The following is a 22,731-nucleotide window of genomic DNA, read 5'->3' on the forward strand; positions in this document are numbered from 1 at the left end:
ATGACGAGACCAGCGTAGCGGGGCGGGCGTAAAAACGGTGTATACAGATCGGGGCCGGACGCAACGGCCCCGTAAAAATCAGGCGGCAACGGGCTCCGTTGCGTACTGCGCCACCTGGGCCGCCAGCGCCTTGCGGTAGGCGGGGCGCGCCATGCAGCGGTCGCGCCAGGCCGTCAGGCGTGCGAAGCGCTCGACATAGCCCATGCCGTCGAGCAGGCGCACGACGGTCGTCATGAGGATGTCGGCCGCGCTGAAATCGCCGGCCAGGTAGTCGCGGCCTGCGAGCCAGTCGTCCACCTGTCCCAGCCGCTTCAGCGCGATCTCTTCCAGCACCGGGCGCTGCGCGGCGGCCCACGGTTCATTCATCGAAAACGCGACGAGGTTGGAAAGATTGCCGACGTAGGGCTCGACCGAATTCAACGCGGCGAACGACCACATCGTGACCTGCGCGCGGCCGTCCGGATCGCGTGGCAGCAGGACGGGGAAGCGCTCGCCCAGGTGCAGCAGGATCGCGCCCGTCTCGAACAGCGTCAGGTCGCCGTCCTGCAGCACGGGCACCTGGGCGAACGGCTGCTCGCGGCGGTAGGCGGGCGATTCTTTCCCCTCGAAGCCGATCAGGCGCACGTCATACGGTTCGCCGGCTTCGTCGAGGGCCCAGCGCACGCGCAGGTCGCGCACGTGGCCGACGGCAAACGAGGGAACGGCACGGAAGGTGGTCAGGGTAGGCATTGGTGGTCTCCTTGGGTGAATGTCGACCAGCATACGCCCGCACAAAATATGTTCAAGAACATAATGTGGATGCGCGCATAATGCCGTTCTCGAAAGGAGACCCGCATGCCCTACAGTAGCGAACACAAGGCCCAGACCCGCGAACGCATCGTCCATGCGGCGCGCCGGTTGTTCAACCGCCACGGCTTCGAACAGGTGTCGATCGACCGCGTGATGTCTGAGGCCGGTCTGACCCGCGGCGGCTTTTATCACCACTTCGACAGCAAGGACGAGCTGTACGCGGCGGCCGTCGCCAGCTTCAGCACGTGCAATCCGTTCAAGCCCGATTTCAAGGACGTCCCGCCGCCCGCGCCGGAGGAACTCGCGCGCATGCTCGTCGACATCTACCTGAGCGACGAGGTGTTCGACAACATCGAAGCGCATTGCCCGCTGTACGCGTTGCCGGGCGACGTGGCGCGCGCGGGCCTCTCCCCGCAAAAGGCGTACACGCAGCTGATCCGCAACCTCGTGTACGTGTACGCGGGCGCGCTCGCGCACGAGGCCGATGGCGAACGGCGCGCGCAGGCGATCGTCGCGCTGTGCGTGGGCGGCATGGTGCTGGCGCGCACGACGGACGACGCGGTGCTGCGCAGATCGCTGCGGGCCGCGGCGCGCGAGCAGGCGCTGGCGCTGCTGCAAGGCGACGCGTGAGTGCGGTGTGGGCGAACGATCAAGTTCGCCACCAAGCCCCGGTGAGGTCAGCCCATCCCAACAGGTTGTTCTCGCAAATAACGTTCGCCACGTAAGCTCGGCGAACGGTTTTGCATATGTCGCTTGCAACGATAAAGTTTGGCACGCCTCTTTACGGCTTAGCGGTCGGCTTCACGCGGGTGTCGATAGCGATCCAGTTGGTCTCCCAGCGCTGGCCGCCGTCGGTCGAGTAAGCCTGCTCGAAACGCCACCGATCCGCGCCCATCGGCGTGATCAGGAAGCGCACCAGGACCACGCGGCCGTCCACCGTATCCTGGCCGTAGAAGCTGCCCCGGCCGTCCTGGAAGGCACCGTACATCGGGTCGGTCATCAGACCGTTCGCGAGGTTCGCAAAATGCAGAGCCCACTGGCCGCTCGCGGGCCGGTACAGGCGCAGTGACACACCCGCGATGCGGCCGGCATTGCCGCGCACGTCGAGTTCGACGAGGTTGGCGCGCCCGCCCATGGCCGGCTTGAAGACCGACGTGCCCTCGTACTCGACCCACTCGGTCTTGCCGCTGAGCGGTTCGCGCAGGCGTTTCAAGCTGGTGGTCCAGGTGCCGATTTCCCAGTCGAAATCGTGCTGGCCGTCGGGCGGTGGCGCAGCCGTAGCGGCGATGCTGACGCTTGCGAGCAGCCAGAGTATCCATCCGATCTGTGTTCGCATATTCCCTCCAGTATCGTCAGTTCGTGACGGGATGCGTCCGGGTCGGCAAGGGCCTGCCCGGACGCCAGTTGCGCGACAAGCTTTGCGCCTCCGCGATCTGCTCTTCCGTCATGCTGCGCGCGAGGGCAGACCTTTTTGCGACGGCATCGCGGTGGCCGTTCGCAGCGGCAAGATTCCACAGCATGTAGGCCAGCACCGCGTCCTCGGGCAGTCCTGCCACGTGGTAGCGGTACAGCAGGCCAAGGGCATATTGCGCGTCCGGATGGCCTTGTTCAGCCGCCTTGCGGAACCACGAGACTGCCCGCACCGGGTCGCGGGGAACCGCGTTGCCCGTGTAATACATCGCGCCGATCACGTACTGTGCGGCGGGCAGGCCCTGTATGGCCGCCTTGTAATGCCATGCGAAGGCTTGTGCGTAGTCGCGTGGCACGCCGCGGCCCATGTAGTACATCAGGCCGAGCACATGCTGTGCGTCCGCATTGCCGGCCTTCGCGAAGGGCGCGATTTCCCTCAGCGCCAGCGCGTAATCGTGTCCGTTGTACGCTTCGATGCCCTCGGCGACGCCGGCGGCCGAGGGACCGTGCAGCCCAAGCACGAGCATCATTGCGGCGATCTGCTTTTTCATGGTCGTCGGATGGTGGAGACGGGATGTCCTTATCGACGAACGAGCTGGCAGAATTCGACAAGTCATGAAAAATTCTCTGCATCTCCCATGCGTATTGGCAGACTATATTCGGTCCGCTGGCCCCACATAAGAGCCACTCGGAGGGCATTTGATGGGACCACGAGTGTGTGCCGGCCGCCGTGTAAACGCCATGTATAAAGATGCGTGCGCCGCGCAAGCGCCGCGTAAACACCGCGCGCCGTCCCAGAGCGAGTGTGGCGTGCTGGCAGATTTCGTAATGACAATTGGTGAGTTTTCAGCGCGCCGAATCCCCTAGACTACCCGGCAACCGTGCAGCAGGTGCTGCCCGGCGATAACAACGACCTGGGAGTCCACAATATGGCCACGCAGCCACTCTTCGACATCGGCAACGTCATCCTCGCACCCTCGCCCACCTTCGCCCGGCTGAAGGACAAGCCACGGCCCTTCATTCCACTGCTGGTCCTCGTCCTGCTGACGCTGGCCCTCAGCTACTGGTATGTCGCGACGCTCGATTTCTCTTGGTTCCGCGATCACATGGTGGCCTCGCAAGGCGTGACGAAGCCGGAGGCGCGGGCGGCGATGGAGCAGTTGTTCACCCCGAAGACGATGATGTGGATGTCCGGCGCCGGCGCCGTGCTGGGCACGCCCGTCCTGTGCGCGCTCGTGGCCGTGTACTACCTGTTGGCGGGCAAGGCGCTGGGCACCGGCATCGGCTACGGCAAGTGGTTCGGTTTCGCCGTCTGGACCAGCATCCCGCGCCTGCTGACGGTGCCGCTGTCCGCGTTGCAGATCATGACGTCGGGCGGCCGCCTGGCGCCGGAAGACATGAGCATGGTGTCGCTCAACTACCTGCTGCTGCACCTGCCGATGTCGAGCCCGTGGTTCGGTCTCGCCACCAATCTCGACCTGACGTCCGTGTGGTCCATGGCGCTGGCCTTCATCGGCCTGAAGGCCTGGACGGGGCGTTCGACCGGCGCCTGCGCCATGGTCGCGGTGCTGCCGTACGTGCTCGTCTACGGCATCTGGGCCGCGAAAATCGCTTTCCTCGGTTGAGCGTATGAACAAGAAACTGATCGGTGCGGCCGTCGTCGCGGCGTTCCTCGTCGTCCCCGTCGTGGTCAAGTTCGCGGGCAAGCAGACGCGCCGCGAGGCCGAGCTGGCGACCGTGCAGAAGCTGGCGATCCGCCCGGCCATCCTCGCCACGGGCAACCTCGTGTTCCGCCAGGAAGTGCAGCTGTCGGCGGAAGTCATCGGCAAGGTGGCCGGCGTGCTCGTGAAAGAGGGCGACAAGGTGGCGCGCGGCCAGATCCTGCTGCGGCTCGACCCGACCGTGTACCAGGCCGAGGTGGCGCAGCAGGAGGCGAACCGCCGCAACGCCGCCATCGCCATCGAGCGCGCCCAGATCAACCTGGCGAACCAGCAGCGCAACCTGGACCGCACGGGCCAGCTGTACAAGGCGAAGTACATCGACATCTCGAAATACGACGACGCCGTGCACCAGGTCGACCTGGCGAAGGTCGAGCTGCGTGCCAGCCGCGAATCGCTGGAGCAGGCCAGCGCGCTGCTGTCACAGTCACGCGAGCACCTGGCCAAGACGGAGGTGCGCGCGCCCATCGACGGCACCGTGACGGCGGTCCCCATCAAGATCGGCGAAACGGCCGTCGCGAGCGCCACCGGCATCGCGGGTTCGTCGCTGATGACGATCGCCGACGTCGGCTCGATCATGGCCGAGGTGAACGTGGACGAAGCCGACATCGCGCGCGTGGCCGTCGGCCAGCAGGCCAAGGTCTTCCCGGCCGCGTTCCCCGACCAGCCCGTGACGGGCCGTGTGGAAAGCGTCGCGATGGCGCCGAAGACCGCCATGCCGGGCCAGAGCCAGGGCCGCGCCTACGTCGTCAAATTGCGCCTCGACGAGTCGAAGCTGGCGCTGCGTTCCGGCATGACGTGCCGCGTGGAGATCGTCGCCGGCAGCGGCGCGGCCACGGCCGCCGTGCCGATCCAGGCCGTGCTGAACGAAGACGTCCCCGGCGCCAAGGACCGCACGAAGAACGTCAACTACGTGTTCGTCGTGCAGGACGGGAAGGTCAGGAAGACGACGGTGGAGCTGGGCCAGTCCGACGACGCCAACCAGGAAGTGACGAAGGGCGTCGCCGTCGGCCAGACGATCGCCGTCGGACCCGCGCGCCTGCTGCGCGAACTGCACGACGGCGATGCCGTCGTGGCCAAGAAGGCGGACGTGAAGGTGGCCGAAGGAGCGCATCCGTGATCCGGCTGGAAGGCGTGACGCGGCAGTACCGGATGGGCGACCAGACGGTCCACGCGCTGCAGGGCATCGACCTGCACATCCGGGCCAATGAATTCGTGGCGTTCATCGGCGCCTCCGGTTCCGGCAAGTCGACCATGATGAACATCGTCGGCTGCCTCGACCGGCCCAGCAGCGGCGCGTATTGGCTCAACGGCCGCGACGTGGCGACGATGTCGGGCGACGAGCTCGCGCGCGTGCGCAACGAGGAGATCGGCTTCATCTTCCAGAGCTTCCACCTGCTGCCCCGCGCCAGTGCGCTCGACAACGTGGCGCAGCCGCTGATCTACCGCGGCATGCCGCTGCGCGAGCGCCTGGCGCTGGCCGAGCAGGCCTTGCAGCGCGTGGGCCTCGGCGGGCGGCTGCACCACCGGCCGAACGAGCTGTCGGGCGGGCAGCGGCAGCGCGTGGCGATCGCGCGCGCGCTCGTGGGCAAGCCGTCGATCCTGCTCGCGGACGAGCCGACGGGCAACCTCGATTCCAGCACCAGCGAGGAGATCCTGGACCTGATCCGCGAACTGCACGCGGGCGGGCAGACGGTCGTCATCGTGACGCACGAACCGGAGATCGCCGACCAATGCGAGCGCGTCGTGCGCCTGCGCGACGGGCGCATCGTGTCGGATACGAGGAGCGCCGCATGAACGTGTTCCTCGAAAGCGTGCGCTCGGCGCTCGCATCGATCCGCGCGCACCGCCTGCGCAGCTTCCTGACGTCGCTCGGCATCATCATCGGCGTGGCGTCCGTGATCACGGTGGTGTCGCTGATCCAGGGCCTGTCGAAGAGCGTCAGCGACCAGTTCGAAGGCCTCGGCGGCAACGGCCTGACGATCCGGCCGCACAACGAGTTCAAGGACATGATGCGCGGGAAGATGAACTACCTGCGCTTCGACGACGTGGAGCAGCTGCGCTTGCGCGTCGATGGCATCCGCCACCTCAGTCCCCTGTTCAGGCCCGGCATGTCCGACGTACGTTTCACCGGCACGTCCGCCACGGCACAGGTGTTCGCGACGACGGCCAGCTACCAGGAAGTGAACGGGCGCTACACACGACTGGGCCGGTTCATCAGCGTCTCGGACGACGCCGGCGCGCGGCGCGTGGCCGTGATCGGCGAAAAGCTGATCGACGACCTGCACCTGCCGGCGAACCCGGTCGGGCAATTCGTCATGTACGCGAACGAGTGGTTCAAGATCGTCGGCGTGATGGAGAAGCGGGGCGAGATCTTCGGCATGTCGCAGGATAACTACTTGATCATCCCGTTCAAGACGGGGCAGAGCATCATCGGTAACAACACGCGCCCGCAGCTGGAGATCACGGCGGCCATCGCCGACCTGGGCCGGCTGGATGCGACGCGCAGCCACATCCGCATGGTCATGCGCCAGGCCCATCGCCTGAAGTCCGACGAGCCGGACGATTTCGAGATCGAGTCGGCCGACCAGATTGCGAAGTCGTTTGACAAGCTGAGCGGCACCGTCACGCTCGTCATGAGCGGCATCGTCGGCATCGCGCTGCTGGTGGGCGGCATCGGCATCATGAACATCATGCTCGTGTCGGTGAAGGAGCGCACGCGCGAGATCGGCATCTGCAAGGCGATCGGCGCGCGCAGCCGCGACATCCTGCTGCAGTTCCTGATCGAGGCCGTCACCTTGTCGCTGCTGGGCGGCCTGCTGGGGCTCGCGATCGGCTATGCGCTGGGCGCGGGGATCGCCGCCATGATCCCCGATTTCCCGCCGGCCGTCGTGCCGTGGTGGGCGGTGGCGCTGGCCGTGCTGTTCTCGGGCGGCGTGGGCGTCGTGTTCGGCGTCGTGCCGGCGAGCCAGGCGGCGCGGCTCGATCCGATCGACGCGCTCAGGTACGAATAGCGCAGGCGAAAAAAACCGGAGCGCGCTCCGGTTGATGTGCAAGGCCGTAGGGTGGACGGCAAAGCCGTCCACCCTACCGGGATCAGCCGGGGTTCGGGCCCCCGGCCCGAACTTGCCAACGCGCATGACGCGAACGTCAAGCGGGGCCGGGATCAGGCCGCCAGCTTCTTCTTCAGCAGCTCCGTGACCTGCGCCGGATTCGCCTTGCCCTTCGACGCCTTCATGCACTGCCCGATCAGCGCATTGATCGCCGCTTCCTTGCCGGCCTTGTACTGCTCGACCGACTTGGCGTTCGCCGCCAGGACCTCGTCGACGATCGCTTCCAGCGCGCCCGTGTCCGAGATCTGCTTCAGGCCTTCGCGTTCGATGATCGTGTCGGCCAGGTTCTCGTCGCCGGACTGCGCGTCCCACATCAGGCTGAACACCTTCTTGCCGGCGTTGTTCGAGATCGTGCCGTCGGCGATGCGGCTCAAGAGCAGCGCCAGTTGCGACGCCTCGACGGGCGAGCGCTCGATGTCGATGTCGGCGCGGTTCAGCGCGGACGACACGTCGCCCATCATCCAGTTCGCGGCGGCCTTCGCATTTGCCTTGCCGGCCTTCGCGACGACGGCTTCGTAATACGTGGCCATCGCCTGCGACGACGTGAGGATCAGCGAATCGTATTCGGGCAGGCCGTAGTCGCGGATGAAGCGCTCGCGCATCGCGGCCGGCAGCTCCGGCATGCCGGCCTTCACGCGGTCGATCCACTCCTGCGAGATGACGAGCGGCGGCAGGTCGGGGTCGGGGAAGTAGCGGTAGTCCTGCGCGTCTTCCTTGCTGCGCATCTGGCGCGTTTCCTTGCGGTCCGGGTCCCACAGGCGCGTCGCTTGCACGACCTTGCCGCCGTCCTCGATCAGCTCGATCTGGCGGCGCACCTCGTAGTTGACGGCTTCTTCGATGAAGCGGAACGAGTTCAGGTTCTTGATCTCGCAGCGGGTGCCGAATTCCTGCTGGCCGACGGGGCGCACGGACACGTTGACGTCGCAGCGGAACGAGCCTTCCTGCATGTTGCCGTCGCAGACGCCGAGCCACATCACGAGGCCGTGCAGCGCCTTCGCATACGCGACGGCTTCCGCGGCGCTGCGGATTTCCGGCTCGGAGACGATCTCCAGCAGCGGCGTACCGGCGCGGTTCAAGTCGATGCCGCTCATGCCGTGGTAGTCCTCGTGCAGCGACTTGCCGGCGTCTTCCTCGAGGTGGGCGCGGGTCAGGTTGACGGTCTTCGTCTCCAGCTTGCCGTCCTTCTCGTACGCGAACGTGAGGCTGCCGCCCTGCACGACGGGGTCTTCGAACTGGCTGATCTGGTAGCCCTTCGGCAGGTCGGGATAAAAATAGTTCTTGCGCGCGAAGACGGACTGCGGCGCGATCTTGGCGCCCACCGCCAGGCCGAAGCGGATGGCGCGTTCGACGGCGCCCTTGTTCATCACGGGCAGCACGCCCGGCAGCGCCAGGTCGACGGGGCTCGCCTGCGTGTTCGGCTCGGCGCCGAACTTGATCGAGCTGCCGCTGAAGATTTTGGAGTTGGTCGTGAGCTGGACGTGGTTCTCAAGACCGATGACGACTTCCCATTGCATGGTGTTCTCTCTTGTATGTCAGTGCGTCAAACGCCTTCGGGCGCGCGCGTATGCCAATCCGTGGCTTGCTGGTACTGGTGCGCGATGTTCAGCAGCTTCGCCTCGGCGAAATAATTGCCGATGATTTGCAGGCCGACCGGACGCTTGCCGTTCTTTTCGCCGGCGCCGAAACCGACGGGGATCGACATGCCGGGCAGGCCGGCGAGGCTCGTCGACAAGGTGAAGATGTCGGCCAGGTAGTTCGCCACCGGGTCGTTCGCCTTCGAGCCCAGGTCCCACGCGACGCTCGGGGCGACGGGGCCCATGATCACGTCGCACTGGTCGCGGAACGCGGCCTGGAAGTCGTCGGCGATCAGGCGGCGGATCTTTTGCGCCTGCACGTAATACGCGTCGTAGTAGCCGTGGCACAGCACGTACGTGCCGACCATGATGCGGCGCTGGACTTCCTTGCCGAAGCCTTGCGCGCGCGTTTTCTTGTACATGTCCTGCAGGTCCGTGTACTCCGGGGCGCGGTAGCCGTAGCGCACGCCGTCGAAGCGCGACAGGTTCGACGACGCTTCCGCCGGCGCGATGATGTAGTACACGGGGATCGACAGCGACGTCTTCGGCAGCGAGATGTCGACCAGCGTGGCACCCAGCTTCACGAACTGGTCCAGCGCGGCGCGCACGGCCTGCTCGACGTCGCTTGCTAAACCTTCGCCGAAGTATTCCTTCGGCACGCCGATGCGCAGGCCCGTCAGCGGTGCATTCAAGTCGCGCGTAAAGTCTTCGCGGGCATTGCCTTGCTCGGCCGTGAGGCTCGTCGCGTCGCGCTCGTCGAAGCCGACCATCTCGTTCAGCAGCAGTGCGCAGTCCTCGGCCGTGCGGGCCATCGGGCCGCCCTGGTCGAGCGAGGAGGCGAACGCGATCATGCCAAAGCGCGACACGCGGCCGTACGTGGGCTTGATGCCCGTGATGCCGCAGAATGCGGCCGGCTGGCGGATCGAGCCGCCCGTGTCGGTGCCCGTCGCGGCGGGCGCCAGGCGCGCGGCGACGGCGGCCGCCGAGCCGCCGGACGAGCCGCCCGGCACGGCCAGCGCATCCCACGGATTTTTCACGGCGCCGAACGCCGAGTTCTCGTTGGACGAGCCCATCGCGAATTCGTCGCAGTTCAGCTTGCCCAAGGTCACCATGCCGGCGTCGGCGAATTTCGTCACGACGGTGGCATCGAACGGGCTCGCGTAGTTGCCCAGCATCTTCGACGCGGCAGTCGAGCGCCAGCCTTGCGTGACGAAGATATCCTTATGGGCGATGGGGACGCCCGTCAGCGGGCCGGCGTTGCCTGCCGCGATGCGCGCGTCGGCGGCTTTCGCCTGCGCGAGCGTCAGCTCCGGATTGACGTCGAGAAAGGCGTTGTGGCCGCTGGCGGCGATGCGGTCGAGGTAGTGCTGCGCGAGCTCCGCCGCCGAGACTTGTTTCGTGTGCAGGAGCGCGGACAGCTCCTTGATCGTTTTTTGGTGCATCATGATGGTCGACGTTCGCTGCGGGTTATTCGATGACTTTCGGCACGAGGTACAGGCCGTCCTCGGTCTTCGGGGCGGGGGCCTGGTACTCGGCGCGGTGGTCTTCCTCGGTCACCACGTCGTCGCGCAGGCGCAGCGGCAGGGCAAGCACGGCTGCCAGCGGTTGCGACAATGGCGCAACACCGCTGGTGTCCACGGCCTGCATCTGCTCGGCCAGCGCGAAGATCCCGTTCAGCTCGTTCAGGGCGATCTCTGCGTGGGCCTCATCCATATCGAGCTGGGCCAGGTTGGCGATCCGTTTTACGTCTGAAAGTGTCAGGGACATGGCAAAAAGCGCGGTTCGATACCGCGTTCAAAGATGAGTGTGTAGATAATGAAATTTGGACAACGGCGCGCTAAAGCTGATAAAAGCTTTCTAATACCGTCGATCTCGCAGGCTGATATGAGGGCGAAACCACCCGTTTTTCAGCATTTAATCGGCAAATTATAAGGTAGAATGGCGGGCTAATGCGTTCTCCGGGCGAAACCGGCCCTCACCTACGCATGAAAAAGCCCGCGATGCGGATTCGGCTTTGCGGCGAGGATTCCCCGATTAATGTTTCGCGCACCCGGTGCGCACATCAGGACACACATGTTTGGTTTTTTACGTAGCTATTTTTCGAACGACCTGGCCATCGACCTCGGCACCGCCAACACGCTGATTTACGTGCGCGGCCTGGGCATCGTGCTGGACGAACCCTCGGTCGTCGCGATCCGCCAGGAAGGCGGTCCCAACGGCAAGAAGACGATCCAGGCGGTCGGCAAGGAAGCCAAGCAGATGCTTGGCAAGGTCCCCGGCAACATCGAAGCGATCCGTCCGATGAAGGATGGCGTGATCGCCGACTTCACCGTCACCGAGCAGATGCTGAAGCAGTTCATCCGCATGGTGCACGATTCGAAGTTCTTCCGTCCGTCGCCGCGCATCATCATCTGCGTGCCGTGCGGTTCGACGCAGGTCGAGCGCCGTGCGATCCGCGAATCGGCGCTGGGCGCGGGCGCGTCGCAGGTCTACCTGATCGAGGAGCCGATGGCGGCCGCGATCGGCGCGGGCCTGCCGGTGTCCGAGGCGACCGGCTCGATGGTCGTCGACATCGGCGGCGGCACGACGGAAGTCGGCATCATCTCGCTGGGCGGCATGGTCTATAAAGGTTCCGTGCGCGTGGGCGGCGACAAGTTCGACGAAGCCATCGTCAACTACATCCGCCGCAACTACGGCATGCTGATCGGCGAGCAGACCGCCGAGTCGATCAAGAAAGCAATAGGGTCGGCGTTCCCGGGCTCCGAAGTCAAGGAGATGGAAGTCAAGGGCCGCAACCTGTCGGAAGGCATCCCGCGTTCCTTCACCATCTCGTCGAACGAGATCCTGGAAGCGCTGACCGACCCGCTGAACAACATCGTCTCGGCCGTCAAGAACGCCCTCGAGCAGACCCCGCCGGAACTCGGCGCGGACATCGCCGAGAAGGGCATGATGCTGACCGGTGGCGGCGCGCTGCTGCGCGACCTGGATCGCCTGCTGATGGAAGAGACGGGCCTGCCGGTGCTGGTCGCCGAAGATCCGCTGACCTGCGTCGTGCGCGGCTCCGGCATGGCGCTCGAGCGCATGGACAAGCTGGGCTCGATCTTCTCGTACGAGTAACCCGGCCGTGGCAGCGCGGACAGGGCGTGTGACCGTGCCGGCGATCCCGGTGCGGCCCGCGCCGTCCGCGTTCGGCGCAGACGATCCTCGGCGCGCGGACCCCCGCGCCGGGCGTCTGGATTGACGCGGGCGCCGCTGGCCCCGCATTATTGGAAGTCATGGAATACAGTCCTCCGCCGCTTTTCAAGCAAGGCGCCCCCGCAAGGGTCAAGGTGACAGTGTTCGCTCTGCTCTCGATCGCGCTCCTCGTGGTCGACGCCCGCCTGCACGCGCTCACCGCCGTGCGCCAGGTGGCGGCAACGGTCCTGTACCCGTTCCAGATGGCTGCCCTGATGCCGCGCGACGCGCTGGCGAACATGGGTACGTATTTTTCGTCGATCTCCACGCTGCAGAAGGAAGTGCGCGACCTCAAGAGCCAGCAGGTCGCCATGGCCCAGGCCATGCAGCAGGCGCAGCTCCAGATGGCCGAGAACGCCCAGCTGCGCCGCCTGATGGACGCGCGCGAGCACTTGCCCGTGCGCTCCATGATGAGCGAGATCCTGTACGACGCACGCGACCCGTCCACGCGCCGCGTCGTGCTCGACCGGGGCTCCCGCAACGGCGTCGAGCTGGGCCTGCCCGTGATCGACAACGCCGGCGTCGTCGGCCAGGTCACGCGCGTGTTCCCGTTCACGTCGGAAGTCACGCTCCTCACCGACAAGGAGCAGGCGATTCCCGTGCAGGTGCTGCGCAACGGCTTGCGCAGCGTGGCCTATGGCCGCGGCCAGTCCGGCCTGCTGGACCTGCGCTTCGTCGCACCCAACGCCGACATCCAGGTGGGTGACGTGCTCGTGACGTCGGGCCTGGACGGCATCTATCCGGCCGGCCTCGCCGTCGCGAAGGTGATCCAGGTCGAGAACGTGGCGCAGGGCGCCTTCGGCCGCGTCGTGTGCCAGCCGCTGGCCGGCATCGATCGCCATCGCCAGCTCCTCGTCGTGATGTCCGACCAGCCGCTGCCGCCGCGCCCGCCCGCGCTGCCCGCGAAGGCTGCCACCAATTCGCCGTCGAAGAAGAACCTGCCGCGCATGGAGCCCGTGCCGCCGCTGCCGTTGCCGCCGCAGCCGCTGGCGCCGGCCGTTGCGCCGGCTGCAGCGGGCGCGAACGGTGCGCGTCCGGCCGCGGCGGCGCACCCGAACGGCGCCGCGCCCGCGGGCGTGACGGCGCCGGTTGCGAGAACGCCGGCCGCCGGTGCTGCTGCTGGTGCTGCGCGTCCGCCGGTTGCAACCGTGCCGGCCACCGGTACGCCGGCCACCGGGTCGCCGGCCGCCGGATCGCCGGCCGCCACCACCACGCGCGCGCCGGCCGCTGCCACGCCGGCGCAAGGCGCGCCCGCCGCGAACGCCGGCGCCAATCCGCCGGTCCGGCCGAAGGAGGGCAACTGATGCCCGCGTCGAACCGCCCGCACTACATCCTGCTGCCGGTCAGCCCGCTGTTCATCGCGTTCAGCCTCGTCTGCGCGTTCATGCTCAACCTGCTGCCGTGGGGCCGCTGGGTCGGCGCGCCGGACTTCGTCGCGCTCGTGCTCGTGTTCTGGGGCATCCACCAGCCGCGCAAGGTCGGCATCGGCATCGCGTTCTGCATGGGCCTCCTGATGGACGTGCACGACGCCACGCTGCTCGGTGAGAACGCCCTGGCGTACACCCTGCTGTCGTACCTGGCGATCATGATCCACCGCCGCGTGCTGTGGTTCCCGCTCGTCACGCAGGCGATGCACGTGTTCCCGCTGCTGCTGCTCACGCAGGCGATCCAGGTAATGGTGCGCTTCTTCGTCACGGGTCGCTTCCCCGGCGCGCTCGTGTTCATCGAGAGCGTGATCGCCGTCGCGCTGTGGCCCGTGATCACGTGGCTGCTGCTGGCCCCGCAGCGACGCGCCGTCGACAAGGACCACACGCGTCCCATCTGAAGAATATCCTCGAACGTCTGCACTGAATGACCGAGATTAAAGACAGCGATCGCGAGATCCACCTGTTCCGCATGCGCCTCACGGCGATCGTCGTGTTCGTGTTCATCTGCTTCGGCGTGCTTGTCGCGCGCTTCGTCTGGCTGCAGGTCGTCAAACACAGCCAGTACATGGCGCAGGCCGAGGACAACCGCATTGCGCTCGTCCCCATCGTGCCGAACCGCGGCCTGATCGTGGACCGCAACGGCGTCGTCCTGGCCAGCAACTACTCGGCCTACACGCTCGAGATCACGCCGTCGAAGCTGGAGGCGAACCTCGATTCCGTGATCGACGAGTTGGCGAAGCTCGTGACGATCGAGCCGAAGGACAGGAAACGCTTCAAGCGGCTGATGGAAGAGTCGAAGAATTTTTCCAGCGTCCCGATCCGCACGCGCCTCACCGACGACGAGGTGGCGCGCTTCACCGCGCAGCGCTTCCGCTTCCCCGGCGTGGACGTGCAGGCGCGCCTGTTCCGCCAGTATCCTCTGGGCGAGGTGGCGTCGCACGTGCTGGGCTACATCGGCCGCATCAACCAGGCCGAGGCCAAGGTCATCGAGGCCGGCGACGATGCCGCCAACTACACCGGTACGGACCACATCGGCAAGGAAGGCCTGGAAAAGAGCTACGAGCGCCAGCTGCACGGCCAGACGGGCTACGAGGAAGTGGAACGCTCGGCAGGCGGTCGCGCCATCCGCACGTTGTCGCGTACGGCGCCGACGCCGGGCAATAACCTGATCCTGTCGATCGACATCGAGCTGCAGAAGGTCGTCGAGCAGGCGTTCGGCGATTACCGCGGCGCGCTCGTCGCCATCGAACCGTCGACGGGCGACGTGCTCGCCTACGTGTCGCGCCCCGGCTTCGACCCGAACCTGTTCGTCGACGGCATCGACGCGCAGAGCTGGTCGGAGCTGAATACGTCGCTGGACAAGCCGCTGATGAACCGTCCGCTGTCCGGCACCTACCCGCCCGGTTCGACGTTCAAGCCGTACATGGCATTGGCCGCGCTCGAATATGGCTTGCGCCGTCCCGAATACGGCATCAGCGACCCGGGCTTCTTCATGCTGGGCGGCCACCGCTTCAACGACGACAAGAAGGGCGGCCACGGTTTCATCGACATGTACCGCTCGATCGCGATGTCGTGCGACACGTACTACTACCAGCTCGGCAACGAGATGGGCATCGACCGCATCCACGACTTCATGCAGCCGTTCGGATTCGGCGAGAAGACCGGCATCGACCTGGAGCACGAGAAGACGGGCGTGCTGCCGTCGCAGCAATGGAAGCGCGACCACTTCAAACGCAACCGCGCGGCGCAGAAGTGGGTGGGCGGCGACACGATCTCGATCTCGATCGGCAACGGCTTCAACAGCTACACGCCGCTGCAGATGGCGCACGCCGTGGCCACGCTCGCGAACGACGGTGTCGTCATGAAGCCGCACCTCGTCAAGATGCTGGAGGACCCGAGCAACCATGGGCGCACGCCGACGGTGGCGAAGGAATCGGGCCGCATCGCCATCAAGCAGCAGAACATCGACGTGATCAAGCGCGCGATGGTCGGCGTGACGGCCGACCAGAGCGGCACGGCGTTCATCCCGTTCCGCGGCGTGCAATATGTGGTCGCGGGCAAGACGGGTACGGCGCAGGTCGTGGGCTTGAAAGGGCAGAAGTACAATGCCGCCGCGACGCCGGAACGCCTGCGCGACAACGCGCTGTTCATCGCGTTCGCACCGGCCGACCATCCGCGCATCGCGCTCGCGCTCGTCGTGGAAAACGCCGGCTTCGGCGCGGCCGTGGCGGCGCCGATCGCGCGCAAGGCGCTCGACTACTACCTGCTCCACAAGCGTCCGGGCGACGCCGACAAGCCGGCGCCGAAGCCCGCCGATCCGGTGCCGGCGGACGAAGACCAAGTGGCGCCCACGGCCGGCGCCGACTTCAAGCCGGGCGGCGAAACCCCCGGCAACAAGGACTGAACCATGGCGCATTTCCCCGAACGCCGCTCGCTCAGCCGGCGCCTCAAACCGTACTTCACCGTGTTCGATCCGGCGCTGTCGCTGATCCTGTTCCTGCTGCTGTGCGTGGGCCTCGTCACGCTGTCGTCGGCCGGCCACGACTTCCCCGGCCGCCTGGAAGGCCAGATGCGCAACATCCTCGCCGCGTTCGTGTTCATGTGGGTCGCGGCCATCGTGCCGCCGCAGACGCTGCTGCGCCTCGCCGTGCCCGTGTACACGTTCGGCGTCGCGCTGCTGCTGGCCGTGGCGGCCGTCGGCACCATCAAGAAGGGCGCGCGGCGCTGGCTGCACGTGGGCGTGGACATCCAGCCGTCCGAGATCATGAAGATCGCCGCGCCGCTGATGTTGGCCTGGTATTTCCAGACCCGGGCCGGCCTGCTCAAATGGCAATCGTTCGTCGTGGCGGCGGTGCTGCTTGGGATTCCGTTCGGCCTCATCGCCAAACAGCCGGACCTGGGCACGGCGCTGCTCGTGGGCGGGTCGGGCTTCTACGTGATCTTCCTCGCGGGCCTGTCGTGGAAGGCGCTGGGCGCGCTGTTCGTGGCCGGCTGCGCCGCGCTGCCCGTCGCGTGGTCGATGATGCACGACTACCAGCGCGAACGGGTGATGACGCTGATCGATCCCACCTCCGACCCGCTCGGCAAGGGCTTCCACATCATCCAGTCGACGATCGCGATCGGCTCGGGCGGCGTGTCCGGCAAGGGGTATATGAAGGGTACGCAGGCTTACCTCGAGTTCATCCCGGAACGCACCACGGACTTCATTTTTTCGGTATATTCCGAGGAATTTGGTTTGGTCGGCAACCTCGTCCTGTTGTTCTTGTATCTGTTGCTGATCGGACGCGCAATGATGATCGCGGCGAATGCCCCGAATCTGTTCACCCGCCTGCTGGCGGGGGCCATTGCGATGATGTTTTTTACCTATGCTTTCATCAATATGGGTATGGTCAGCGGCATCCTGCCGGTGGTCGGCGTTCCGCTGCCTTTCATGAGCTATGGCGGTACCGCGCTGATTACGCTGGGCCTCTGCAGTGGTATATTGATGAGCATTCAAAGACACCGCAAACTGGTGCAGACCTGATATGCAAGAGAACGCAATGGCCGTTCCGAGGTTACTCCCAGCGGTCATTGCGATGTTGGCAATGATGGCGGGCTGCAGTACCACGGACCAGAACGGCGAACACAAAAGCATCATCCCGCTGCCGTGGAAGCACAAGGTGACGCGCGTCGACCCGGCGCTGCCGAATCTCCCCGCGGCCGGCTCCGGCCGCGGCGGTTACTACCAGGACGACGGGCCGGGCGCGAATCCGCCGCCGGGCCTGCTGGACACACCTGACGCCGTCGTCAAGTACGAGCCGTACGCCAAGTTCGCGAACAAGCCGTACGCCGTGTTCGGCCAGACTTATACGCCGCTCGTCAACGATCAGCCGTTCACCCAGCGCGGCGTGGCCAGCTGGTACGGCGTGAAGTTCCACGGCCAGCGCACGTCGTCGGGCGAGCCCTACGACATGTACAAGATGACGGCCGCGCATCCCACGCTGCCCATTCCTTCGTACGCGCGCGTCACGAGCCTGGAGACCGGCAAATCGGTCGTCGTGCGCATCAACGACCGCGGACCGTTCCACTCCGACCGCATCATCGACGTGTCGTACACGGCGGCCCTGAAGCTGGGCCTGCTGGGCAAGGGCAGCCATCAGGTCGAGATCGAACGCCTGTTCCCGGGCGACGAGATCCACGCGGCATCCGCGCGCCGTGCGGCCGCGTCCGAGGCGCAGGCGCTGCCGGCGTCGCCGGCCATCGCTGCCCTGATGCTTGAAGACCATGTCGACATGGATAGCGCCGCCGTCGCCCATGCGCAGACGGCTGATACGGCCTCCGGCGCTGACAACGCGGCGCCGAAACCCGGGTTCTATCTGCAGCTGGGCGCGTACGCGCGCGAGGGCAAGGCCGAGGAGGTGAGCGAAAAGCTCAAGCAATCCGGAGTCGACCTGGCCATTCAGGTCGTGCACTCGGGCAGCGTCAACCGCCTGTACTGCGGGCCGTTCGACACCCGCGCGATGGCCCAGGAAGCGGCACGCGCGCTGCCGTCCGGGCTCGGCCTGAAACCCATCATCGTGCGGCGTTGAGACGCGGGGGAGGTACCCCTGCACGCGCGCTCCAGGTTGCTCCATCTTGCATCTTCCCGTTGTCCAGCGAACGGGATCGTTCGTCCATTTGCCCCGATTGACGGCCGCTGGGCCGTATTATCGTGCGTCCGTGGACTGTTCGTCAGGTCATCAGATGTCTGACTAAATGGCGTGCATATCTCGTGCGTTTTGGCGGCAAGCAAGGTGCTCCGTGCGCATAAATTCGGTAAAAATGGCCGTAAATGCCTTTTCCATCTATTTTCGTCATAGGATGTCAGACATCCGCAACGATTTTCACTTGCTATGCGCTACCATTCTTCATTTCGCATGGTTCCAATCTCGCATAACTTAAGTTGGCGGTTGCCCGGGAACTGCCAAATAAACGCCCAGTTTACGTCGATGGTTGCGCATAACATTTATGTTTGCTCAATTGACACCATTAACATCGTGCTCCTACACTGAATTTGCCTACCTATAAGTACATGCCCGCCGGCATGTGCAGGCTCAGAAAAAATACAGGAGACAGCAATGTTCGAGAAGTCTGTAGCGCGGCGCCAGCACCAGCGCCGTCAAGTCGTGCTTGGCCTGGGTGTAATCGCCGGCCTCATCCAGCAAGCCTATGCCCAGGAAGCCCCGGCCCCCCAACCCGAACCCGCCGTGGTGACGGTGACCGGCTACCGCGCCAGTCTGCTCTCGTCCGCGAAGGACAAGAAGGAGGCCGTTGGCTTCCAGGACACCATCAGTGCCGAAGACATCGGTAAATTCCCCGACAAGAACATCGCCGAATCGCTGAGCCGCATTCCCGGCGTGCAGATTTCGCGCGACGTGACGGGCGAGGGCGTGAACGTGCAGATCCGCGGCCTCGGTTCCAGTTTCACGAAGGTCTTGCTGAACAATGCCCAGATCGCCGTGGCCTCGTCCGGCCCGATCGACGGCGCGAACACGAATCGCGAGATCGACCTCGACATGCTGCCGACCGATCTGTTCACCAAGCTGACGGTGAGCAAGAGCCCGACAGCGGACATGATCGAAGGCGGCGCCGCCGGTGTCGTGAACCTGCGCAGCGCGCGGCCGTTCGACAATCCGGGTACGCACGTCTCGTATGGTGCCACAGCGCAGAAGCAGCAGATCGCGGACGGCGTGGGCGGGCGCGGTTCCATCCTCGCCAGCAGGACCTGGGGCGACACGTTCGGTATCCTGGCCGGCTTTGCCGTCAACCGCCAGAAGGCGCGCACGACCGGCTACGAGACCGTGGGCCTGACCAATGCGAACTTGTCGGCCGCGCAGAACACGTCGGGCAGCCGCAACACGACCGGCGGCGGCAACTGGACCATCCCGGCCACCGTGCCGGCCGGCGCCGGCGGGGGCCTCGTGGCGGGCACGCCCATCGACCAGGCATTCCTGCTGGCGCACAACCCCGGCCTGAACATCGGCCAGATCGACAACGCGATCCTGCCGCGCCTGGGCCGCTACATGGATTACTTCGGCACGCGCGACAAGGGCGCGGCCATCGTCAGCGCGGAATGGCGTCCGCTCGACAATCTGCATTTCTACGTCGATGCGATGTACAGCAAGAAGGACGACGACATGTCGCGCATCGGCTATACCTGGGCCGTGCGCAACAACTTCGAGATCCCGCTGAACATGCAGGTCGACAAGAGCGATTGCACGGCCGGCTGCACGGTGACGTCGGGCACGTTCTCGAATGCGCGCTACTTCATCGAATACGGTCCGCGCCGCGACAAGACGACCTTGAAAGGCCTGAACCCGGGCATGGAATGGAAGATCAGCCCGACCTTGAAGCTGGAAGCCCAGGCCAATGCCACGAAGTCGTCGTTCTCGCACGAAGCACCGACCATCATGCCGATCACGGCCGACGGCAGCGGCCTGGTCGCCACGTTCAACGGTAACGGCGGCGCCATGCCGAGCATCACGTTCAACCAGGACGTGAACGACCCGGCCAACTTCGTCTGGGCCGGCGGCCGCGTCAACATCCAGAACGAGCTGCGGGAAACGAGCACGAAGGGTTTCCACTCCGACCTGACCTGGGGTGATGCCAAGCTGAACGTGCGCGCCGGTATCGCCTACGACGACATCGACCGCCGCATCCGCGGCCAGGACAACTCGGCCGCCTGGCAGGCTGCCGTGTGCGGCAACAATCCGAGCGTGTTCCTGCAAGGCCCGAACGGTGCCCCGCCGTGCGATGGCGCCTCCACGCCGGGCGCCAGCGCCAGCGCGCTGTATCCGGGCTACGGCACGGGCTACACGGCCGGCCAGACGGCCCCGCTCGTCTACCAGGGTTCGCTGATCCCCGTGAGCAAGCTGGCGAGCTACCTCGTGCCGGGCCCGTACGGCCGCGTCGTGATCGACTGGGACCGCTTCCGCAAGGATTCCAACTACGACGCCTATAACTCGACGGCGCCTGACTCCACGAGCTCGTCGACGGGGGCCAGCTCCGGTTATGTGCGCGAGCGCAGCACGGGCTTCTACACGGAGGTCAATGGCCAGTCGAGCGTCGGCGGCTTCCCGCTGCGCTACAACGCCGGCGTGCGCTACGTCCGCACGAAGCAGGACGTGGGTTCGCTCAACTCGTTCAGCGACCCGCGCAACGCCACGCTCACGCAGAACGGTTCGAAGTACCCGAACCTGACCGAGTGGGTGTACCAGAACACCACGTATAACAACACGCTGCCGTCGGCCACCGCGGCCCTGTCGCTGCGCAACGACATCGTGGCCCGCCTCGCGCTGTCGAAGACGATGACCCGCGCGAATCCGAACTCGCTGCGTCCGGGCATCAATTTCAGCTCGCCGTCGGCCGACATCGGCACCATCGGCAGTCCGGAGCTGAAGCCATATCTGTCGAACAACATCGACCTGGGCCTGGACTGGTACACGGGGCGTGAAGGCTATGTGAGCCTGACCGTGTTCCAGAAGCAGGTGAAGGGCTTCACGGTCATCGACAACCGCACCTTGCCGTTCTCCGCGCTGGCTGCCTACGGCATCGCGTACAACAACCTGATCCCGACCCAGCAGGTGGCGATCAATGCGCGCGGCGGTCCGGACGCGGCCACGGTCGTGATGAGCCAGGAGCGCAACGCGGGCGGCATCCTGCGCGTGCGCGGCCTGGAGATCGGCTGGGTCCAGCCGCTCGACAAGCTCCTGCCGATCAAGGGCTTCGGCTTCAACGAGACGGCGACCTTCATCAACCAGAGCGCGACCGGCGAGGGCACCAACGGCTTCGTCGCGCTGAACGTGCCGAAGAAGAGCAACAACTTCGGCTTCTATTACGAGAACCACGGCTACATGGCGCGCATCTCGCACCAGTACCAGCAGGGCAGCCAGTCCAGCACGGGCAACCAGAACGGCATCCCGCTGGCGTCGCTGTATGGCCGCTCGTACAAGCAGGCCGACTTCTCGTCCAGCGTGGACCTGGAAAAGGTGTTCGACCGCGACAACTGGCCGACCATCACGTTCGACATCGTGAACCTGAACAAGGCCAAGCGCGAAGGTTATTTCCAGTTCCCGAATGCTGCGTTCTCGTCGTACGACCCGGGACGCACGTTCCAGCTGGGCATCCGCGGCAAGTTCTGATGGCATAAGCGTCCCCCTTTACGTCCCCTGTCCCCGCTTTCGACCGGCATGCTGCGCGCCGGTTGCAAGCGGGGCTTTTTCTTTTGCGATGCCTCATGCCGCCGCGGTTTTGCCGGCCCGGCCCGGAACCGCCGGCCCCGCCGGTCCGGTCGAACCGCCTGCACACACAACGATGCGACAGGAGACGACGGGATGGCGACACGACTCACTGACCTGGTGGCCCGCTTCGGCGGCCGGCTGGAAGGCGACCCGCATATCGAGGTCACGCGCATCGCCCCGCTCGACCGCGCGGAGCCCACGGACATCAGCTTCCTCAGCAACAGCCGCCTGCGCGCCCGCGCGGCGCATAGCCAGGCGGCGGCACTGATCCTCGCGCCGCAGGACGAGCCCGAGGTGGCCGCCGCGTACGACGGCGCCCGCATCGTCACCCCGAACCCGTACGCGTATTTCGCCCGCACGGCGCAATACCTGTGCGCGCCCGCCGCGGCACCCGCGCCGGGCGTGCACCCGTCCGCGGTCGTGCACGCGAGCGCGCGCGTGCACGCGACGGCCCACGTGGGGCCGCACGTGACGGTGGAGGCGGGCGCCGTCATCGGCCCCGGCGCCGTCATCGATGCGGGCTGCTACGTCGGCCGCGACGCGTCGGTCGGCGAAGGCACGCACTTCTTCGCCCACGTCACGTTCCACGCGCGCTGCGTCATCGGTGCGCGCTGCATCGTGCATTCCGGTGCCGTGATCGGCGGCGACGGCTTCGGCTTCGCGGTGGACGACGGCGTCTACATCAAGATCCCCCAGACGGGGCGCGTCGTGATCGGCGCCGACGTCGACATCGGTACGAACACGGCGATCGACCGCGGGACGCTCGACGACACGGTCATCGAGGACGGCGTCAAGCTCGACAACCTGATCCAGATCGGTCACAACTGCCGCATCGGCGCGCACACGGCAATGGCCGGCTGCGTCGGGGTGGCAGGCAGCGCCAACATCGGCCGCCATTGCACGTTCGGCGGCGCCGCGATGGTCAACGGCCACATCGACATCGCCGACAACGTGCACGTCACGGCCGGCACGCTGGTGTCGAACTCGATCGCGGAGCCGGGCCGCTACACGGGTTTTTATCCGATCGCGCCGAACGCCGAATGGGAACGCAGCGCGGCGCTCGTGCGCAACCTGTCGACGTTGCGGGAAAGGATCAAGGCGCTCGAGCGGGGGCGTGAAGGCGCTCGGGGGCGCGGAGGCGGCGCGAACCGGGTAGCGTCCGGCACCGGCATGGCACGGCGCCGGACGAATCTGCATGGAGAGAGGGG

Annotated in this window: 18 protein-coding genes and 1 pseudogene; 13 read left to right on the forward strand and 6 right to left on the reverse strand. The window is 66.0% G+C overall.

What is annotated here, in order from left to right:
• Positions 1-78: 78 nt before the first annotated feature.
• Positions 79-729, reverse strand: coding sequence for a glutathione S-transferase family protein (locus NX784_RS12650; RefSeq protein ID WP_258817025.1), 651 nt, complete (start codon positions 727-729; stop codon positions 79-81).
• Between the two features lie 105 nt (positions 730-834).
• On the opposite strand from NX784_RS12650, the gene NX784_RS12655 reads away from it, so the two are divergent.
• Entirely contained in the window at positions 835-1,419 is a 585-nt protein-coding gene (locus NX784_RS12655) for a TetR/AcrR family transcriptional regulator (RefSeq protein ID WP_258817027.1), read from the forward strand.
• A gap of 151 nt (positions 1,420-1,570) precedes the next feature.
• Here the strand turns inward: NX784_RS12655 and NX784_RS12660 are convergent, their stop codons facing one another.
• Together NX784_RS12660 and NX784_RS12665 are read right to left on the reverse strand one after the other, a co-directional pair.
• Positions 1,571-2,125 carry a hypothetical protein gene (locus tag NX784_RS12660; RefSeq protein WP_258817028.1) on the reverse strand — a complete coding sequence of 185 codons (555 nt, stop codon included), beginning with the start codon at positions 2,123-2,125 and terminating at the stop codon, positions 1,571-1,573.
• Between the two features lie 16 nt (positions 2,126-2,141).
• Positions 2,142-2,750 carry a tetratricopeptide repeat protein gene (locus tag NX784_RS12665; protein ID WP_258817029.1) on the reverse strand — a complete coding sequence of 203 codons (609 nt, stop codon included), beginning with the start codon at positions 2,748-2,750 and terminating at the stop codon, positions 2,142-2,144.
• Positions 2,751-3,128: 378 nt separating this feature from the next.
• Here NX784_RS12665 and NX784_RS12670 point away from each other — a divergent pair, with 378 nt between their 5' ends.
• From NX784_RS12670 to NX784_RS12685, 4 genes are read left to right on the forward strand one after another with little or no spacing between them, the layout of a single operon-like run.
• Entirely contained in the window at positions 3,129-3,824 is a 696-nt protein-coding gene (locus NX784_RS12670; protein WP_258817030.1) for a YIP1 family protein, read from the forward strand.
• A 4-nt stretch (positions 3,825-3,828) separates the two neighbouring features.
• A complete protein-coding gene (locus NX784_RS12675; RefSeq protein ID WP_258817031.1) occupies positions 3,829-5,037 on the forward strand; it encodes an efflux RND transporter periplasmic adaptor subunit in 1,209 nt (402 codons plus the stop codon).
• Positions 5,034-5,714 (forward strand): ABC transporter ATP-binding protein, encoded by a 681-nt coding sequence (locus tag NX784_RS12680; protein ID WP_258817032.1) that lies wholly within the window; start codon positions 5,034-5,036, stop codon positions 5,712-5,714. Before NX784_RS12675 ends, NX784_RS12680 begins: the two co-directional genes overlap by 4 nt.
• Entirely contained in the window at positions 5,711-6,931 is a 1,221-nt protein-coding gene (locus NX784_RS12685) for an ABC transporter permease (protein ID WP_258817033.1), read from the forward strand. The genes NX784_RS12680 and NX784_RS12685 overlap by 4 nt, the downstream gene beginning before the upstream one ends.
• A 152-nt stretch (positions 6,932-7,083) precedes the next feature.
• Here the strand turns inward: NX784_RS12685 and gatB are convergent, their stop codons facing one another.
• Genes gatB through gatC form a run of 3 tightly spaced genes read right to left on the reverse strand, consistent with a single transcriptional unit; the run spans position 7,084 to position 10,371 of the window.
• On the reverse strand, positions 7,084-8,544 hold the full coding sequence (gene gatB, locus NX784_RS12690; RefSeq protein WP_258817034.1) for an Asp-tRNA(Asn)/Glu-tRNA(Gln) amidotransferase subunit GatB: 1,461 nt from the start codon (positions 8,542-8,544) through the stop codon (positions 7,084-7,086).
• A 26-nt stretch (positions 8,545-8,570) separates the two neighbouring features.
• Complete coding sequence (gene gatA / locus NX784_RS12695; protein WP_258817238.1) at positions 8,571-10,046, reverse strand: Asp-tRNA(Asn)/Glu-tRNA(Gln) amidotransferase subunit GatA; 1,476 nt, start codon at positions 10,044-10,046, stop codon at positions 8,571-8,573.
• A gap of 25 nt (positions 10,047-10,071) precedes the next feature.
• Entirely contained in the window at positions 10,072-10,371 is a 300-nt protein-coding gene (gatC, locus tag NX784_RS12700; protein WP_258817035.1) for an Asp-tRNA(Asn)/Glu-tRNA(Gln) amidotransferase subunit GatC, read from the reverse strand.
• 306 nt (positions 10,372-10,677) lie between these two features.
• On the opposite strand from gatC, the gene NX784_RS12705 reads away from it, so the two are divergent.
• The 8 genes and pseudogenes from NX784_RS12705 to lpxD form a co-directional block, all read left to right on the forward strand.
• The gene (locus NX784_RS12705; protein WP_025511657.1) at positions 10,678-11,721 is read left to right on the forward strand and encodes a rod shape-determining protein; all 1,044 of its coding nucleotides are present in this window, start codon (positions 10,678-10,680) and stop codon (positions 11,719-11,721) included.
• A 158-nt stretch (positions 11,722-11,879) separates the two neighbouring features.
• Positions 11,880-13,142 (forward strand): rod shape-determining protein MreC, encoded by a 1,263-nt coding sequence (mreC, locus tag NX784_RS12710; RefSeq protein WP_258817036.1) that lies wholly within the window; start codon positions 11,880-11,882, stop codon positions 13,140-13,142.
• A complete protein-coding gene (gene mreD / locus NX784_RS12715; RefSeq protein WP_166862494.1) occupies positions 13,142-13,663 on the forward strand; it encodes a rod shape-determining protein MreD in 522 nt (173 codons plus the stop codon). Before mreC ends, mreD begins: the two co-directional genes overlap by 1 nt.
• Before the next feature lie 26 nt (positions 13,664-13,689).
• A complete protein-coding gene (gene mrdA / locus NX784_RS12720; protein ID WP_258817037.1) occupies positions 13,690-15,669 on the forward strand; it encodes a penicillin-binding protein 2 in 1,980 nt (659 codons plus the stop codon).
• A gap of 3 nt (positions 15,670-15,672) precedes the next feature.
• Positions 15,673-16,788 (forward strand): rod shape-determining protein RodA, encoded by a 1,116-nt coding sequence (rodA, locus tag NX784_RS12725; RefSeq protein ID WP_258817038.1) that lies wholly within the window; start codon positions 15,673-15,675, stop codon positions 16,786-16,788.
• Positions 16,789-16,840: 52 nt separating this feature from the next.
• Positions 16,841-17,833, forward strand: coding sequence for a septal ring lytic transglycosylase RlpA family protein (locus NX784_RS12730; protein ID WP_258817039.1), 993 nt, complete (start codon positions 16,841-16,843; stop codon positions 17,831-17,833).
• 528 nt (positions 17,834-18,361) lie between these two features.
• The gene (locus NX784_RS12735; RefSeq protein WP_258817040.1) at positions 18,362-21,424 is read left to right on the forward strand and encodes a TonB-dependent receptor; all 3,063 of its coding nucleotides are present in this window, start codon (positions 18,362-18,364) and stop codon (positions 21,422-21,424) included.
• Between the two features lie 192 nt (positions 21,425-21,616).
• Positions 21,617-22,633 (forward strand): annotated as a pseudogene (gene lpxD, locus NX784_RS12740) (UDP-3-O-(3-hydroxymyristoyl)glucosamine N-acyltransferase); the annotation flags it as partial.
• Positions 22,634-22,731 lie beyond the last annotated feature (98 nt).

It is taken from the genome of Massilia pinisoli (genome assembly GCF_024753285.1).
In the GTDB taxonomy this organism is placed as follows: domain Bacteria; phylum Pseudomonadota; class Gammaproteobacteria; order Burkholderiales; family Burkholderiaceae_D; genus Telluria; species Telluria pinisoli.